A 16,641-nucleotide genomic window follows, 5' to 3' on the forward strand; every position below is an offset into this window, starting at 1 on the left:
GCCGAAGGGCGCCGCTCGCGGAGCGGCGCCCTTCGGCCCGGTGCTCAGAACTTGTTGCGCGGGGTGATGCCCAGCGACATGCCCGACAGGCCGCGCTGACGGCCGCCCAGCTTGCCGGCGATGGCGCGCAGCGCCGCTCCGGCCGGGGAGTCCGGGTCCGCCAGGACGACCGGCTTGCCGTCGTCGCCGCCCTCGCGCAGGCGCACGTCGATCGGGATCTGGCCCAGCACCGGCACCGTGGCGCCGGTGGTCTTGGTCAGGCCCTCGGCGACCAGCTGGCCGCCGCCCGTGCCGAAGACGTCGACCATCTCGTCGCAGTGCGGGCAGGGCAGCCCGGACATGTTCTCGACGACGCCCACGATCTTCTGGTGGGTCTGTACGGCGATGGAGCCGGCCCGCTCCGCCACCTCGGCGGCGGCCTGCTGCGGGGTGGTCACGACCAGGATCTCGGCGTTGGGCACCAGCTGGGCCACGGAGATCGCGATGTCGCCGGTGCCCGGGGGCAGGTCGAGCAGCAGCACGTCCAGGTCGCCCCAGAACACGTCCGCCAGGAACTGCTGGAGGGCGCGGTGGAGCATCGGGCCGCGCCAGACGACCGGCGCGTTGCCCGGGGTGAACATGCCGATGGAGATGACCTTCACGCCGTTCGCGGACGGCGGCATGATCATGTTCTCGACCTGGGTGGGCTTGCCGTCCACGCCGAGCATGCGGGGCACGCTGTGGCCGTAGATGTCGGCGTCGACCACGCCGACCTTCAGACCGTCGGCGGCCATGGCGGCGGCCAGGTTCACCGTCACGGAGGACTTGCCGACGCCGCCCTTGCCGGACGCGACGGCGTACACGCGGGTCAGCGAGCCGGGCTTGGCGAAGGGCACCTCGCGTTCGGCGGTGCCGCCGCGCAGGGTGGCGGCCAGCTCCTTGCGCTGGGCGTCGCTCATGACCTCCAGCGACACCTCGACCGAGGTGACGCCGGCGACCTTCAGCGCGGCCTCGCGGACGTTCTGCGTGATGGTGTCCCGCATGGGGCAGCCGGAGACCGTGAGGTACACGGTGATGGCGACCGACCCGCCGTCGCTGATCTCCACCGATTTGACCATGCCGAGCTCGGTGATCGGGCGGTGGATCTCAGGGTCGTTGACCGTCGCCAGCGCGTCCAGGATCGCGTCCTGGTCCGGCACGGCGGCGGAAGGGGTGTCGGTAGCCATGCCCCCGATGGTACGGCCGAGTAGCACGCCCGAGGAAAGGCGATCAGCGGTCGCCTTCGTCACTCTCAAGCGGGAATAGACGGCGTTCGTCCATCTCCTTGATCAGGTCCTGGAACTCGGAGCGGATCCAGTCGCGGGTGGCGACCTCTCCGAGGCCCATCCGCAAGGCGGCGATCTCCCGGGTCAGGTACTCGGTGTCGGCGATGGACCGCTCGTTCTGCTTGCGGTCCTGCTCCAGGTTGACCCGGTCCCGGTCGTCCTGGCGGTTCTGCGCGAGGAGGATCAGCGGGGCCGCGTACGAGGCCTGGAGCGACAGCATGAGCGTCAGGAAGATGAAGGGGTACTCGTCGAAGCGCAGGTGCGCCGGGGCGAAGATGTTCCACAGCACCCAGACGATGATGACCAGGGTCATCCAGACGATGAACCGGCCGGTGCCGAGGAAGCGGGCGATCTTCTCGGAGAAGCGGCCGAAGGCCTCCGGGTCGTACTCGGGCAGCAGCGACAGGCGCGGCGCCTTCGGCAGGTCGAGGCGCACGCGCGGGCGCGAGGAGGTGCCGCCCTGCTTCTCGGGGCGGTCCGGGCGGTCGGGCACGGACTCCCTGCCGCGGTCAGTGCCCACGTACGTTCTCCTCGGAGTGGAAGTCGGTCTCCCGCCAGTCCTCCGGCAGCAGGTGGTCCAGCACGTCGTCCACGGTCACGGCCCCGAGCAGCGAGCCGCTCACGTCGACCACCGGGGCCGCGACCATGTTGTACGCGGCGAGGTAGCTGGTGACGGCCGGCAGCGAGGTGTCCGGCCGCAGCGGCGGCAGGTCGGTGTCCACGATGGAGCTCACCAGCGTGAACGGCGGGTCGCGCAGCAGCCGCTGGAAGTGCACCGTGCCCAGGTACTTGCCCGTGGGCGTCTCGTCCGGCGGGCGGCACACGTACACCTGCGCGGCCAGCGCGGGGGAGAGGTCCTGCTGGCGGACCCGCGCCAGGGCGTCGGCGACCGTGGCGTCGGGGCGCAGCACGATCGGCTCGGTGGTCATCAGGCCGCCGGCGGTGCGCTCCTCGTACGACAGCAGCCGGCGCACGTCCGCCGCGTCGTCCGGCTGCATCAGCGTCAGGAACCGCTCCTGGTCGTCGGCGGGCAGTTCCGAGAGCAGGTCGGCCGCGTCGTCGGGGTCCATCGCCTCCAGGACGTCGGCGGCCCGCTCCTCCTTCAGCTTGCCGATGATCTCGATCTGGTCGTCTTCCGGCAGCTCCTCCAGGACGTCCGCGAGCCGGTCGTCGTCGAGGGCGCTGGCCACCTCGGCCCGGCGCTTGGGCGGCAGGTGGTGCAGGACGTTGGCCAGGTCGGCGGCGCGCATCTGCTCGAAGGTGGCGAGGAGGTTCTCGGCGCCCTGGCCGTGCTCCTCCAGCGAGAAGCCGGTGACGGCGGACCACTCGACGGTCAGGGTCTCGCCGCGCCGCCGCAGCGGCCCGGCCTTGCCCTTGCGTACGAAGATCCGGTCGATCTCCCAGTCGCGGCGGGCCGGCAGCTGCTGGATGGCCACGTCGAGGACGGTGACCTCCTCGCCGGTGGCCACCAGGGTGACCCGGCGGTCGAGCAGCTCGCCGAGGACCAGCCGCTCGGTGGGGCGCTGCTCGAAGCGGCGCATGTTCACCACCCCGGTGGTGATCACCTGACCGGACTCGACGCCGGTCACCCGGGTCATCGGCAGGAAGATCCGGCGCCGGCTGACCACCTCGACGACCAGGCCGAGCAGCCGGGGCGGGCGGCCGCCGACGCGGAGCATCGCGACCAGGTCGCGCACCCGGCCCACCTGGTCCCCGTTGGGGTCGAAGACGGGAACGCCCGAGAGGTGCGAGACGAAGACCCGGGGGGCGCCTCCTGCCATCCGTGCGCCTCCTTGCGAACCGTTTCTGCGGTCATGGGGTCCCTGTCGGCCTTCAGGCTAGCCCGTGGCAGGGCCGGACGCCCTGGTGGGGACCGCCGGGAGGGCCCCACCGGCGTGGCCGCCCGGCGGTGCCCCGGTACGCTGCCTGCTGCAGTTCTGACAGACGAGAGGCAGCACGCCCGTGACCGTGTTCCCCCCGGCCGTACGGCTCCGCCGCGCCGCTCTCCTCGGCGCACTGTGCGCGGGGCTGACCGTCGCCGGCGCCACCGGCTGTGGTGCCGACCCCGACGAGGGCACCAACGGGGTCGGCAAGCTGTCGGCCGAGAAGATCGAGGGCAAGGCACGCCAGGCGGCCGCGGACGCCGACTCGGTGCGGCTGTCGGGCACGGTCGTCAGCTCCGGCCGCACCTTCACCATCGACATGCGCCTCAAGGCCGACGGCGCGAGCGGCGAGGTGAAGTCCAAGGAGACCACCTTCCAGCTGCTGCGCGTCGGCGAGCGGCTGTTCCTCAAGGCGGACGCGGCCTTCTGGAGCCGACGCGAGAAGTCCGGGGACGAGGCCCCGTCGGCCGACGCCACCGCCGCGGCGGACAAGCTCGGCGACAAGTACGTGAAGGTGCCCGAGGGCGACGCGACGTACAAGCAGTTCCGCGGGTTCACGGACATGGACGTGCTGCTGGGGCTGCTGGGCCTGCACGGGAAGCTGGAGAAGGGCGCCTACACGAAGGTCGGCGGCACCCGCACCATCCAGGTCACCGGCGACAAGGGCCAGGGCGGCAAGCTCGACGTCTCGCTGATCGGCACCCCGTACCCGCTGCGCCTGGAGCGCGCCGGCGGGGCCGGCGTGGTCGAGCTGAAGGACTGGGACGAGTCCTTCACGCTGACCGAGCCGGCCAAGGAGGAGACCGTCGACTACGGCGCCCGGCTGCCCGAGGAGTGACGGCGGCGGCCCGGTCGGCCGGGCGGGCCAACGCCCGCGGCGTCCGGCCGGCGGACCGGTACGGGACCCCCGGCCGCGACCGCCTACGCTGACCCCCATGACGCTGACGTTGCTCGATCAGGCCCTCGTCGAGGAGGCCACCAAGAAGTCCGGCCTCATCTGGGTGGAGGGGACCGCCCCCGCCCGGAGCCTGTGGCACGCCTGGGTGGACGGCGCCGCGCACGTCCTGGGCGACGGCCCCGGCGAGCAGCCCTTCCCCGGTCTGGCCGACGGCGCGACCGCCGAGGTCACCGTGCGCAGCAAGGACAAGGGCGGCCGCCTGGTCGGCTGGACGGCCCGGGTGACCGAGGTGCCGGCCGGCAGCGAGGCCTGGGAGGCAGCGGTGGCCGAGCTCAAGGGCAAGCGCCTGAACGCCCCCGACTCCGAGCAGATGACCGCCCGCTGGGCGCGTGAGTGCCGGCTGCTGCGTCTGGAGCCCGTCACCGTCCACGCCGAGGCACCGGCCGGCTCGCTCGCCGAGGCGCCCCGCCCGACCCCCGCCACCACGCGCCGGCCCATCCCGGCCGCGCTGCCGAAGCTGCTGCTGAAGCGCAGGAAGAAGCGCCGCTGACCGGAGCCGCGCCCCCGCACCGGGGCCGCCGCGCCCCCGCACCGGGTCCGGTGCGGGGGCGCTCTGCGTTCCGTCCGGGGGACGCCGCCGGACCGGCTGCGGGCTGACGCCGGCTCAGCCCGGCGGCGCCGTCCGGCGGATGCGTGCCTCCCGGCACCGCTCGTGCCCGGGCGGAGCCGGGTGCGGCCCGCCCGGCAGGACCTCCGTCCGGTGCCCGGTGCCGGCCGGCACCGACAGCAGCTGCCTGGGGAAGCCCTCGTACGACGGGTACCGCGCGCACAGCTCCCGGAGCTCCCCGGCCACTTCACCGGCCCGCCCCGCGCAGAGGTCGGCGCCGATCCGCTCGTACAGCACGGCCAGCCGCTCCTCCGTCAGCCGGCCCGCGTAGTGGGGCGGCAGGCAGGCCCGGCCCAGGTCGCCCAGCGGCAGCCCGCGCCACAGCGCCAGCGCCGAGCGGAACGCCGCACCGGCGGCCGCGCAGTCCCCGCCGGCCAGCAGCTCCCGGCCCAGGGCCGCGCGGGTCCGGAACAGGTCGAGGTCCAGCTCCCCGGGCGCCACAGCCATCAGGTAGCCGGCGCCGGAGGTGCGCAGTACCGGGTGGCGCCGGGCGTCGCCGCCGCCGAGGCGGTGGGCCGGGTCGAGGACCCGGCGCAGCGCGGACACGTACATCTGGAGGGTGGCCACGGCGGCCCGGGGCGGCCGGCCGCCCCACAGCCCGTCGACGAGGGCGTCCACGGGCACGGGCCGGTTGGCGTGCAGCAGGAGCAGGGCCAGCAGGGCCCGGTGCTTGAGGGGGGTCGGGGTGCACGGCAGTCCCCCGCGGCGCAGTTCCAGCGGCCCGAGGACCAGGTACTTGGGCGCGTACCCCCCGGCCGCCTCCGCCCCCGGCGGTGCGGAGGCCGTCGGCGGGCACGCGGACAAGGACTGTTCGGCTGACACTGCGGGCCACCCCCACGTCCGGCGCCGGTGGGCGCCCGTCGACCTGGACCGACGTGACGGCGGTTGCCGCCGCCCGCCATGCACAGGGTCCGGGTTCCGGCACGCCGTGTCAGCGGGGCGAACCAGCCAACGGCGCAACGACCGCCCCGGACGGGCGGCGCCGGGCGCGGCCGGCCATGTCCCGCGCTACAGCCAGCCGTTGCGCCGCAGGGCCCGGTGGATGGTGAGGCAGACGCCGACGATCGTGCCCATCACCATCGGGTAGCCGTACCGCCAGTGCAGCTCGGGCATGTGGTCGAAGTTCATCCCGTAGACCCCGCAGATCATCGTGGGCACGGCGATGATGGCGGCCCAGGCGGTGATCTTGCGCATGTCCTCGTTCTGGGCGACGGTGGCCTGCGCCAGGTTGGCCTGGAGGATGGAGTTCAGCAGCTCGTCGAAGCCGATGACCTGCTCGTGCACCCGCTCCAGGTGGTCCGCCACGTCCCGGAAGTACTTCTGGATGTCCGGGTCGACCAGCCGCATCGGCCGCTCGCTGAGCAGCTGCATCGGCCGCAGCAGCGGCGAGACCGCCCGCTTGAACTCCAGTACCTCGCGCTTGAGCTGGTAGATCCGGCCGGCGTCGGTGCCGCGCGGGGAACCCTTGGCGGGCGCCGCGAAGACCGCGTTCTCCACCTCGTCGATGTCGTCCTGCACGGCCGCCGCCACCGCGATGTACCCGTCGACCACGTGGTCGGCGATGGAGTGCAGCACCGCCGAGGGCCCCTTGGCCAGCAGCTCGGGGTCGTCCTGGAGCCGGTGGCGCAGGCCCTTGAGGGAGCCCTGGCCACCGTGCCGGACGGTGATGACGAAGTCCCGGCCGGTGAAGCACATCACCTCCCCGGTCTCCACGACCTCGCTGGTCGCGGTCAGTTCGGCGTGCTCGACGTAGTGGATGGTCTTGAAGACGGTGAAGAGGGTCTCGTCGTACCGCTCCAGCTTGGGCCGCTGGTGGGCGTGGACCGCGTCCTCCACGGCGAGCGGGTGGAGCCCGAACTCGGCCGCGATGCCGGAGAACTCCGCCTCGGTGGGCTCGTGTAGTCCGATCCAGGCGAAGCCGCCGTCCTCGCGCACCCGGCGGATGGCCTCACGCGGCGTCAGACGGGTGTCCCCCTGGACCCGCCGCCCGTCGCGGTACAGCCCGCAGTCCACGACGGCGCTGCTCGCCGAGGGGTCGCGGGTCGGGTCGTACGCGCTGTAGGCGGGGCTGTTCTTGCGCAGGACCGGGCGCACCGCCGCGCGCAGGTCACGGATCATCGACATGGCAGGCTCCTTCGCGCGGCATCACACCGCTGACGGGAGACCTCCCGCCCCGGCGTGCGGGCGGCGGGCGGAAGGCTGGGCGGTCGGGAGGGTGTTCCGTCGCTCTTCCGTCGCGCGTGCGGCCGTACGGGTGACCACCGGGAGAAGGCGGCCGTCGTACGGGATGGCGTGCCGTGCCCGGGTGTGCCCGGGATGCGAAAACGCGTGCGTCCCCGCCCGTACGTCCCCCTGGGACAGGCGTGGGAGAAGGCCGGTCAGACCTGAAGACCAGCCGGAAGGCAGAACACGGCGGAAGAGCGGTTGGTACTGCACGATCGACTTCGGTCCACCGCAGCCCCACCTCCTCCGGCCGGTCCCCCGTGGGGGATGACGTCAGGCGGGGCTGAGAGCGAGCTTCTGCACGCTGCCCCGACCAGCGGTCAACAGTATCAGCCGACTGTCCCTCAGATGCGCGCCTTTACCCTCCCAATAGCCGTTCTATGCTCACCGCATGGCAGAAGTTCTGGCTCTTGTGGAAGCCCGGCTGCGCAGCGCCCTCGGCGAACCCGACGCGCGCGCCTCGATCACGTTCCTCGGCACGGACCGGATCGAGGTGCTCCGGTTCACCGAGGGGGACGTCGTCCGGTACGCCACGCTCGGCATGTCCGAGCGCCCCATGACCGACCCGACGGCCGTCGTGGCGGACCCGCTGCGCGGGCCGCGCGCCGAGCTGGTCATCTCCGTGCGCGCCGGCCTCGCCGACACCGACAAGGTGCTCCGCCCGCTCGCGGTGCTGGCCGCCTCCCCGCAGGTGGAAGGCCTGGTCGTGTCCCCCGGCGCGTCCCTGGACACGGGCGAACCCCTCTGGCCCGGGGCGCCGTTCACCTCCGTGCTGGTCGCCGAGCCTGGCGGGCTCGTCGAGGACCTGGAGCTGGACGAGCCGATGGAGCCGGTGCGGTTCCTGCCGCTGCTGCCCATGACGCCGAACGAGGCGGCGTGGAAGCGGGTGCACGGCGCGGCCGCGCTCCAGGAGCGCTGGCTGGCCCGCGGAACGGACCTCAGGGACCCCCTCCGTTCCGCCGTACTGCTGGACTAGTCCCCGGGTATGTGACTGGGACCGGCCACAGGGGGTACGCATCGGATCCGGACGGGTGATCGTCCCTTGACGAGTCGGCGGCCGGGGAGGAGCGTGGAGCCCTATGAGGGGCGAACCGAGTTGCCCGAAGTGCGGTGGCCGGGTCAGGGCGCCCGGTCTTTTCGCGGACTCCTGGCAGTGTGCCGTGCACGGTGCCGTCCAGCCCCTGCAGCCGGTCATCCCGCCCAGCGTCGAGGGCCTCGCCGTCGTCGTGAACCGGGCCCAGGTGCCCGTGTGGATGCCCTGGCCGCTCCCGCTCGGCTGGCTGTTCACCGGTGTCGCCGCGGCCGGTGACGACCGCAGCGGCGGGCGCGCCACCGTGGTCGCGTGCTCGGGCCCCGCCCCCCTGGGCGGCGTCGGTGAACTCCTGCTGGTCGCGGAGGAACTGGGTGTCGGCCTCGGCGCCCGGTACGCGGGCATCGAGGGCCCCGACCCGGGCCCGTACATCAACGTCTCCATGCCCCCGCACGCCAAGGTGGTCGCCGCCGGCCGCCCCACCCCCCTCTGGCACCTCGCCGGCACCCCGGAGGACCGGGCGGTCTTCGCCGGCGAGGCGCGCGGGATGTGGCTGTGGGCGGTGGTCTGGCCGGAGCACTCCGGACTGCTGATGTACGACGAACTCGTGCTGACCGACCTGCGCGAGGCCGGTGCCGAACTCGACCTGCTCCCCTGCGGTGCGCTGAGCCCGCGGATCCTGGACTAGGGGTCGCCCGGGCCCGGGGCGGGGGCCGGACGTCCCGAGGGCCTGTACACCCCGGTTATGCTGGAGTGTCCCCCCGTCCGTCCTGCCCCCTGGAGTCCGCGCCGTGCGCATCGACCTGCACGCCCACTCCACGGCGTCCGACGGCACGGACACGCCCGCCGAGCTGGTCCGCAACGCGGCCGCCGCCGGGCTGGACGTCGTTGCGCTGACCGATCACGACACCGTGGGCGGGTACGCCGAGGCCGTCGCGGCCGTCCAGGCGCTTCCCGAGGGGTTCACCCTCGTCACCGGCGCCGAGCTGTCCTGCCGCCTCGACGGCGTCGGGCTGCACATGCTGGCGTACCTCTTCGACCCCGCCGAGCCCGAGCTGGCCCGGGAGCGGGAGCTGGTGCGCGACGACCGCGTGCCGCGCGCCCGCACCATGGTGGGCAAGCTCCAGGCCCTCGGCGTGCCGGTCACCTGGGAGCAGGTCGCCCGGATCGCCGGCGACGGCTCGGTCGGGCGGCCGCACATCGCGACCGCGCTCGTCGAGCTGGGCGTGGTGGGGAGCGTCTCCGACGCCTTCACCCCCGAGTGGCTCGCCGACGGCGGCCGCGCGTACGCCGAGAAGCACGAACTGGACCCCTTCGAGGCCGTCCGTCTGGTCAAGGCGGCCGGCGGGGTCACCGTCTTCGCCCACCCGGCCGCCGTGAAGCGCGGCCAGTGCGTGCCCGAGAGTGCGATAGCCGAGCTGGCGGCAGCGGGTCTGGACGGCATCGAGGTCGACCACATGGACCACGACGCGGCGACCCGCGACCGGCTGCGGGGCCTGGCGGCCGACCTCGGCCTGCTCGCCACGGGCTCCAGCGACTACCACGGCAGCCGCAAGACCTGTCGCCTCGGGGAGTACACGACCGACCCCGAGATCTACGGCGAGATCACCCGCCGCGCGACGGGCGCCTTCCCGGTGCCGGGCGCGGGCGGACGTACCGGCGCCTGAGCGCGCGTACGCGTACCTCCGTGCCCGCGCGCTCCCTCTGAGCGCTTCCCCGGCCTCCCCTTTTCGTACGACTCTTCCTGCAAGGCCATCACTGTGTTCGACTTTGCCGTTTTCGGATCCCTCTTTCTCACCCTTTTTGTGATTATGGACCCCCCGGGGATCACGCCGATCTTCCTCGCGCTCACCTCGGGCCGCCCCGTCAAGGTCCAGCGCCGCATGGCCTTCCAGGCCGTCTGCGTCGCCTTCGGTGTCATCGCCGTCTTCGGCATCTGCGGCCAGCAGATTCTCGACTACCTGCACGTCTCGGTGCCGGCGCTGATGATCGCCGGCGGTCTGCTGCTGCTCCTGATCGCGCTCGACCTGCTCACCGGCAAGACGGACGAGCCCAAGCAGACCAAGGACGTGAACGTCGCGCTGGTACCGCTGGGCATGCCGCTGCTGGCGGGTCCCGGTGCGATCGTGTCCGTCATCCTCGCCGTGCAGAAGGCGGACGGGGCCGCCGCGCAGGTGTCGGTCTGGACCGCGATCATCGCCATGCACGTCGTGCTCTGGCTGACGATGCGCTACTCGCTCGTGATCATCCGGATCATCAAGGACGGCGGCGTGGTCCTGGTGACCCGGCTGGCGGGCATGATGCTCTCCGCCATCGCCGTCCAGCAGATCATCAACGGCGTGCTCCAGGTGGTCCGGGGGGCTTGACCCCCTGCGCGGACGGCGGTGCGTGCCGTCCGCGAACGCGAAGCGCCCCCGTACCGGGACTGCCGGTGCGGGGGCGCTGTCACGTGTGTGCGCGGTGCGCGGTACGGGCCCGGTGGGCGCCGCGGCGCTGTGCGCGCGTTACGAGGCCGTCGACTCGGCCGGCCGGATCCAGATGCGCTGGCCGATGGCGGCGGCACGCTGCACGATCCCGTTGACGGAGGCGGCGTCCACGACGGTGCGGTCCACGGGGGTGCCGTCGACGTCGTCCAGGCGCAAGATCTCGAAGCGCATGGCTTCTCCCTTCGTCCGTTCGCTGTTTGCACAGGGCACAACGAAGTGTAGGGGGCAAACATTCCCTACGCTAAGGAAATTTTTTCACTGGCTAAATACTATCGCACCGGGCGACCTCCAGTGTGGCACCGGTCACAATGGTGGGGCTATCTGGAGGCGCCCATGGACCAGGACCACGCGCAGGGCCCGGCCGGCCCGGCGGAGCCGGCCGGCGACGGCCTCGCCGCCCGCCTGGACGAGACCAACGAACTGCTCCGGCGGATGCTCGCCGAGGTGGCGAAGACCCCGTCGACCCACGCGATCTTCGTCGACGCCGGCTACGTCTACGCCGCCGTCGGCCGGCTCGTCGCCGGCACCGAGGACCGCCGCTCCTTCGACCTCGACGCCGAGGGCCTGATCGAGGCCTTCATCGACACGGCCCGCACGATCTTCGCCGACAGCAGGCTGCTCCGCGTCTACTGGTACGACGGCGCCCGGCGTCGCATCCACACCGCGGAACAGCAGGCCGTCGCCGAACTGCCCGACGTCAAGGTCCGCCTGGGCAACCTCAACGCCAACAACCAGCAGAAGGGCGTCGACTCCCTCATCAGGACCGACCTGGAGTCCCTCGCCAGGCACCGCGCCATCAGCGACGCCGCGCTCGTCGGCGGCGACGAGGACCTCGTACCGGCGGTGGAGGCGGCGCAGGGGTACGGAGCGCGGGTGCACCTGTGGGGGATCGAGGCCCTCGGCGGGCGCAACCAGGCCGAGCCGCTGCTCTGGGAGGTCGACAGCCAGCGCGTGTTCGACCTGGAGTTCTGCAAGCCGTACGTGACGCGGCGGGCGCTGGTGGTCGAGCCGGACAACGAGGGCGTGCCCCGGCCCGGCCGCGAGGACGTCCGCTTCGTGGGGGCGCGGATCGCGGCCACCTGGCTGGCCACGCGGGGCCCGGAGCAGCTCGCGGGGCTGCTGCCGGGGCACCCGTACCTGCCCGGTGCGGTGGACCAGGAGCTGCTGACCGAGGCGGAGGCGCTGCTGCACTACTCGCTGCGCGGCCAGGCCGACCTGCGGCGGGCCCTGCGCGACGGCTTCTGGAACCATCTGCAGGGCCAGTTCTGACGCGGGTTCAGCCGGCGGGGTGCCGCCGCGCGCCGGGTCCCGCCGGGGTCAGTGCGCGTCCCAGAACGCGGCCAGGGCCGCGGCCGTGGCCCCCGGGTCCTCGGCGTTGGGGGAGTGCTCGGTGCCGGCGATGACCGTGCGGTGGGCACCGAGCCGGTGCGCCATGTCGTCCATCAGCGGGACCGGCCAGGCGTAGTCCACCGCCCCGGACAGCACGTGCTTGGGCAGCGCCGGGGCGGCCGCGAGCAGCTCCGCCACCCGGTCCGGCTCGCCGATCAGCTGCCGGCCGGTGGCGATGAGCTGCTGCGGGACCGTGCCCAGCCAGCGCCGGTGCAGGAACTCCTGGAGCTCGGGCGAGTCCTGCGGGGTGCCCTCCGGGTCCTGGGCGCGCATCGCCTGCCAGACGGCCTCCATGTCGTCGCCCAGCATCTCCAGGGCGGCCACGAGGAGCTTCGTACGCTCCTGCTGCGCCTCGTCGATCGCGGCGGGACCGCTGCTCATCAGGGTGAGGGTGCGGAAGCGGTCCGGGGCGCGGAGCACGGCGGCGCGGGAGACCAGGCCGCCGAGCGAGTGTCCGAGGAGGTGTACGGGGCCGTCCTGGACGGCGTCGGCCTGTGCGAGGACGTCCGCGGCCAGCCGGTCCTGCGCGTACGCGGCCTCGTCGGCCGGGCCGGGGCTCTCGTGCTGGCCGCGGCCGTCGACGGCGACGACGCGGTACCCGGCCGCCGAGAGGGGCTCCAGCAGCCCGATGAAGTCCTCCTTGCTGCCGGTGAACCCGGGCACCAGCAGCGCGGTCCCGCGCGGCTCCCCGGCCGGGAGGGCCTCGTGCACGGCGAACTCGCCGCGGGCGGTGACGAGACGGCGGGCGACGGCGCGGGGCGGCAGACTGAGCCGCGGTGGCTTGCTCATGCCCCTACGTTACTGGCCGGTCCGAAGTCCCCCGCCCGCCCCTCTCCCGCTCACCGGGGCACGTCCCGGACGCCGAGGGCTTCGCCCCGCCCCGGCCCCCTCGGCCCGCGCCCACGTGCCCCGGGCGGTCGTGCGGCGGCCGAGGGGCCGCGCCTCGGCCGGCGCGCGACCGGGGCCCGGGGCGTCCCCGGCGAACGGGACAAGGGCGGGGTTGGGGGGCCTCCCGGCGGTGTCCGGGGGAGGGCCGGCCACGCTGGGCCCCGCCCACCCGCCCACCCGCCCACCCCCGAGACCCCGGCGGAGCGGGAACGGCAGAGGCCCGGCCCCCCGTGTGGGGGGCCGGGCCTCTGCGTGGGGGCGTTACGCCTCCGGCGTCGGTTCCGCGGTCTTGCGCGTGCGGCGGCGGACCGGCTTGGCCGGGGCCTCCTCCGTGGTCACGGCTTCGGCCGGGGCCGCCTCCGCGGTCTTGCGCGTGCGGCGGCGGACCGGCTTCGCCGGGGCCTCCGCGGGGGTCTCGGCCACCGGGGCGGCCTCGGGGGCCGTGGCGGCCGTCTTGCGCGTGCGGCGGCGGGTCGCCGGCTTGGGCTCGGCCTCCGCGGCCTCGGCCGAGGGGGCCTCGACGACCGCGGCGTCCGCCACGGTCGTGGCGGCCTTGCGGGTGCGGCGGCGGGCCGGCTTGGCCGGGGCGTCCTCGACGACCGGGGCCTCGGCGACCGCCTGCGTCGGCACCTCGGCGACCGGGGCCTGCGTCGGCACCTCGACGACCGCGGTCTCCGCGACCGCCGCCGTGGACGACGAGCGGGTGCGGCGGCGGCGCGGCTTCGCCGGGGTCTCCTCCGCCTCGGCGGCGGGGACGGCCTCCACGACCGCTGCCTCCGCCACGGCGGTGGCAGCGGCAGCGCCCCGCGTACGACGGCGGCGCGGGCGCTTCGGCTCCGCCGGAGCCTCGGTGCCCTCGGCCACCTCGGCGGCCGGAGCCGCCGTGGCGTCCGCGGTGACCTCCGCGCCGCCCCGGGTACGGCGCCGCTGGCGCGGCGTACGCGTACGGGCCGGACGCTCGGTGACGGCCGTCGCGGCGGCGGGCTTGCGGCGGCCGCCCGGCTCGCCCAGGTCCTCCAGCTCCTCGGCCGCCAGGCCGGCCCGCGTGCGCTCGGCACGCGGCAGGACACCCTTGGTGCCGGCCGGGATGTTCAGCAGCTCGTAGAGGTGCGGGGAGGTCGAGTACGTCTCCTCCGGCTCGTGGAAGTCCAGCTCCAGCGCCTTGTTGATCAGCTGCCAGCGCGGGATGTCGTCCCAGTCGACCAGGGTGACGGCGGTGCCCTTCGCGCCCGCGCGGCCGGTGCGGCCGACCCGGTGCAGGAAGGTCTTCTCGTCCTCGGGGGACTGGTAGTTGATGACGTGCGTCACGCCCTCGACGTCGATGCCGCGGGCGGCGACGTCGGTGCAGACCAGCACGTCGACCTTGCCGTTGCGGAACGCCCGCAGGGCCTGCTCGCGCGCACCCTGGCCCAGGTCGCCGTGGACGGCGCCCGAGGCGAAGCCGCGGCGCTCCAGCTGCTCGGCGATGTCGGCCGCCGTGCGCTTGGTGCGGCAGAAGATCATCGCCAGCCCGCGGCCCTCGGCCTGCAGGATGCGGGAGACCATCTCCGGCTTGTCCATCGAGTGCGCACGGAAGACGTGCTGCGTGATGTTCGCGACGGTCGCGCCCTCGTCGTCCGGCGAGGTGGCGCGGATGTGCGTCGGCTGCGACATGTAGCGGCGGGCCAGGCCGATGACCGCGCCCGGCATGGTCGCCGAGAACAGCATGGTCTGGCGCTTCGGCGGAAGCAGGTTGATGATCTTCTCGACGTCGGGCAGGAAGCCCAGGTCGAGCATCTCGTCGGCCTCGTCCAGCACCAGGGCCTTGACCTTGGACAGGTCGAGCTTCTTCTGGCCGGCCAGGTCCAGCAGACGGCCCGGGGTGCCGACGATCACGTCGACGCCCTTCTTGAGCGCCTCCACCTGGGGCTCGTACGCGCGGCCGCCGTATATGGCCAGGACGCGGACGTTGCGCACCTTTCCGGCGGTCAGCAGGTCGTTCGTCACCTGCGTGCACAGCTCGCGGGTCGGTACGACGATCAGCGCCTGCGGGGCGTCGGTCAGCTGCTCGGGGGTCGCGCGGCCCGCCTCGACGTCCGCGGGGACGACGACGCGCTCCAGCAGCGGAAGGCCGAAACCGAGCGTCTTGCCGGTTCCGGTCTTGGCCTGGCCGATGACGTCCGTGCCCGAGAGGGCGACGGGGAGGGTCATCTCCTGGATGGGGAAGGGGGACACGATGCCGACGGCCTCAAGGGCCTCGGCGGTCTCGGGAAAGATCCCGAGCTCTCGGAACGTAGTCAGGGTGCTGCCTCTTCTGTGAGACGCGGCGCGAGGCGACGAGGGGGGTCTTACCGTGCCGTGCTGTGCTCCTCCGGTGTTGCCGGAGGTGCCTCCGGCCGCAGCTCGAAAAGAGCCGCATCGCCGGATGGCGCGGGACCACTGCCTTCGCTCAAGCGCTCGTGCCGCTGAGGGGGCCCCTCATGGGCGGCGGCACGCGGAAACGTACGCGCCACACCGAGGGCGGTCGGTTGGAGCCGATCGGGCCACCGACCGGGCATCCTCATTCGGATGGCCCGCCGAGTATTCGGCAGGCGCATTACCACTGTACCCCGGAATCGCGCAGGTGTGTCGGGCGAATTCACCGGGGCGGCGTGTTCCGCGTGACTGACCAGGCACTTCCCCCACCCCCCGGGCGGGCTATTGTGCGCTGCATGGAGACCGCTGAAAACGCCGAGCACGCCGAGAACTCGTCCGCCCCCGCGGAGGAAGAGCCCACCGGGATCGCCGCCCAGGACTGGGCGACGGCCTCCGCCTCGCCGCAGTACCGCGCCGCCGTGATCGACCTGCTGGGTGCCCTCGCGTACGGCGAGCTCGCGGCCTTCGAGCGGCTCGCCGAGGACGCGAAGCTCGCCCCGACCCTGGCGGACAAGGCGGAGCTCGCGAAGATGGCCTCCGCCGAGTTCCACCACTTCGAGCGGCTGCGCGACCGGCTGGCCGCGGTCGACGCCGAGCCGACCGCCGCCATGGAGCCCTTCGCGAAGGCCCTGGACGACTTCCACCGCCAGACCGCCCCGTCCGACTGGCTGGAGGGCCTGGTCAAGGCGTACGTCGGCGACTCGATCGCCAGCGACTTCTACCGCGAGGTCGCCACCCACCTCGACGCCGACACCCGGGCCCTCGTGCTCGGCGTGCTGGACGACACGGGCCACGGCAACTTCGCCGTCGAGAAGGTCCGCGCCGCCATCGAGGCCGACCCGCGCGTCGGCGGCCGGCTCGCCCTCTGGGCGCGCCGTCTGATGGGCGAGGCCCTCTCCCAGGCGCAGCGCGTGGTGGCCGAGCGCGACGCGCTCTCCACGATGCTGGTCGGCGGGGTGGACGGCATGGCCGCCGGGTTCGACCTGGCCGCCGTCGGCGAGATGTTCACCCGCATCACCAAGGCGCACACCAAGCGGATGGCGGCCCTCGGCCTCGCAGCCTGACGGACCCCCGCACCGGTAAGGCGCCGACGGCCACGACGCCGCACCTGCGGCAGCGGCACGGCGGCTACGTCACGGGCCCCGGGGGTACGTCACCCCGAGGCCCGTGGTCATCCCCGGGAGGCGACCGGAAAGGGCGTCCTCGTCCGCAGCAGCAGCGACAGTCCGGCCGCTGCCACCAGGACGGCGCCCACGAGGGACGCGGTCAGCGTGCGGTGCCCCGGGCCCAGCGCGTAGTGCGTCAAGTACGCGCCGAACAGCGCCCCGAGCGCGCCCGTGGTCAGGACCACGCGGGCGGACGGCAGCCGGCCGGGCAGTCTTCTGACGGCCACCCAGGACAGGGCGAGGCCCAGAACGGCCGAGCCGAACGCTTCCACGAGCATGAGTCCCTCCCACACAGCCAAGGGCAAATCGGGTC

The 16,641-nt window shown here is 73.6% G+C and carries 17 protein-coding genes; 8 read left to right on the forward strand and 9 right to left on the reverse strand.

The window, feature by feature from the left end; translation table 11 throughout:
- Positions 1-44: 44 nt before the first annotated feature.
- From ACIF6F_RS12555 to ACIF6F_RS12565, 3 genes are read right to left on the reverse strand one after another with little or no spacing between them, the layout of a single operon-like run.
- Positions 45-1,205 (reverse strand): Mrp/NBP35 family ATP-binding protein, encoded by a 1,161-nt coding sequence (locus ACIF6F_RS12555; RefSeq protein ID WP_399945046.1) that lies wholly within the window; start codon positions 1,203-1,205, stop codon positions 45-47.
- Positions 1,206-1,248: 43 nt separating this feature from the next.
- The gene (locus ACIF6F_RS12560) at positions 1,249-1,797 is read right to left on the reverse strand and encodes a DUF1003 domain-containing protein (protein WP_399945561.1); all 549 of its coding nucleotides are present in this window, start codon (positions 1,795-1,797) and stop codon (positions 1,249-1,251) included.
- Positions 1,798-1,813: 16 nt separating this feature from the next.
- Positions 1,814-3,085 (reverse strand): magnesium transporter MgtE N-terminal domain-containing protein, encoded by a 1,272-nt coding sequence (locus tag ACIF6F_RS12565; RefSeq protein WP_399945049.1) that lies wholly within the window; start codon positions 3,083-3,085, stop codon positions 1,814-1,816.
- Positions 3,086-3,266: 181 nt separating this feature from the next.
- On the opposite strand from ACIF6F_RS12565, the gene ACIF6F_RS12570 reads away from it, so the two are divergent.
- Positions 3,267-4,025 (forward strand): hypothetical protein, encoded by a 759-nt coding sequence (locus tag ACIF6F_RS12570; RefSeq protein ID WP_399945052.1) that lies wholly within the window; start codon positions 3,267-3,269, stop codon positions 4,023-4,025.
- A 97-nt stretch (positions 4,026-4,122) separates the two neighbouring features.
- A complete protein-coding gene (locus tag ACIF6F_RS12575) occupies positions 4,123-4,635 on the forward strand; it encodes a hypothetical protein (protein WP_399945055.1) in 513 nt (170 codons plus the stop codon).
- A gap of 114 nt (positions 4,636-4,749) precedes the next feature.
- Here the strand turns inward: ACIF6F_RS12575 and ACIF6F_RS12580 are convergent, their stop codons facing one another.
- Both ACIF6F_RS12580 and ACIF6F_RS12585 read right to left on the reverse strand, forming a co-directional pair.
- Positions 4,750-5,574 carry a BTAD domain-containing putative transcriptional regulator gene (locus ACIF6F_RS12580; protein ID WP_399945058.1) on the reverse strand — a complete coding sequence of 275 codons (825 nt, stop codon included), beginning with the start codon at positions 5,572-5,574 and terminating at the stop codon, positions 4,750-4,752.
- A 186-nt stretch (positions 5,575-5,760) separates the two neighbouring features.
- Positions 5,761-6,876: a magnesium and cobalt transport protein CorA gene (locus tag ACIF6F_RS12585; protein ID WP_399945061.1), complete on the reverse strand. Its 1,116-nt coding sequence runs from the start codon at positions 6,874-6,876 to the stop codon at positions 5,761-5,763.
- A gap of 490 nt (positions 6,877-7,366) precedes the next feature.
- On the opposite strand from ACIF6F_RS12585, the gene ACIF6F_RS12590 reads away from it, so the two are divergent.
- From ACIF6F_RS12590 to ACIF6F_RS12605, 4 genes are all read left to right on the forward strand, one after another.
- Entirely contained in the window at positions 7,367-7,951 is a 585-nt protein-coding gene (locus ACIF6F_RS12590; RefSeq protein ID WP_399945063.1) for a suppressor of fused domain protein, read from the forward strand.
- A gap of 103 nt (positions 7,952-8,054) precedes the next feature.
- On the forward strand, positions 8,055-8,693 hold the full coding sequence (locus tag ACIF6F_RS12595) for a DUF6758 family protein (protein ID WP_399945066.1): 639 nt from the start codon (positions 8,055-8,057) through the stop codon (positions 8,691-8,693).
- A 103-nt stretch (positions 8,694-8,796) separates the two neighbouring features.
- A complete protein-coding gene (locus ACIF6F_RS12600) occupies positions 8,797-9,672 on the forward strand; it encodes a PHP domain-containing protein (RefSeq protein ID WP_399945069.1) in 876 nt (291 codons plus the stop codon).
- 93 nt (positions 9,673-9,765) lie between these two features.
- Positions 9,766-10,371, forward strand: coding sequence for a MarC family protein (locus ACIF6F_RS12605; RefSeq protein WP_399945072.1), 606 nt, complete (start codon positions 9,766-9,768; stop codon positions 10,369-10,371).
- A 138-nt stretch (positions 10,372-10,509) separates the two neighbouring features.
- On the opposite strand, the gene ACIF6F_RS12610 is transcribed toward ACIF6F_RS12605, so the two are convergent.
- Positions 10,510-10,662, reverse strand: a complete 153-nt coding sequence (locus tag ACIF6F_RS12610) for a hypothetical protein (protein WP_399945074.1) — start codon at positions 10,660-10,662, stop codon at positions 10,510-10,512.
- 162 nt (positions 10,663-10,824) lie between these two features.
- On the opposite strand from ACIF6F_RS12610, the gene ACIF6F_RS12615 reads away from it, so the two are divergent.
- Complete coding sequence (locus ACIF6F_RS12615) at positions 10,825-11,760, forward strand: NYN domain-containing protein (protein WP_399945076.1); 936 nt, start codon at positions 10,825-10,827, stop codon at positions 11,758-11,760.
- Positions 11,761-11,808: 48 nt separating this feature from the next.
- Here the strand turns inward: ACIF6F_RS12615 and ACIF6F_RS12620 are convergent, their stop codons facing one another.
- The gene (locus ACIF6F_RS12620) at positions 11,809-12,669 is read right to left on the reverse strand and encodes an alpha/beta fold hydrolase (protein WP_399945078.1); all 861 of its coding nucleotides are present in this window, start codon (positions 12,667-12,669) and stop codon (positions 11,809-11,811) included.
- Between the two features lie 360 nt (positions 12,670-13,029).
- On the reverse strand, positions 13,030-14,982 hold the full coding sequence (locus tag ACIF6F_RS12625) for a DEAD/DEAH box helicase (RefSeq protein ID WP_399945081.1): 1,953 nt from the start codon (positions 14,980-14,982) through the stop codon (positions 13,030-13,032).
- Between the two features lie 476 nt (positions 14,983-15,458).
- On the opposite strand from ACIF6F_RS12625, the gene ACIF6F_RS12630 reads away from it, so the two are divergent.
- A complete protein-coding gene (locus ACIF6F_RS12630; RefSeq protein WP_399945084.1) occupies positions 15,459-16,226 on the forward strand; it encodes a ferritin-like fold-containing protein in 768 nt (255 codons plus the stop codon).
- Positions 16,227-16,333: 107 nt separating this feature from the next.
- Here the strand turns inward: ACIF6F_RS12630 and ACIF6F_RS12635 are convergent, their stop codons facing one another.
- On the reverse strand, positions 16,334-16,606 hold the full coding sequence (locus ACIF6F_RS12635) for a hypothetical protein (protein WP_399945086.1): 273 nt from the start codon (positions 16,604-16,606) through the stop codon (positions 16,334-16,336).
- Positions 16,607-16,641: the final 35 nt, after the last annotated feature.

It is taken from the genome of Streptomyces sp. NPDC086023 (assembly GCF_044540325.1).
GTDB lineage: Bacteria > Actinomycetota > Actinomycetes > Streptomycetales > Streptomycetaceae > Streptomyces.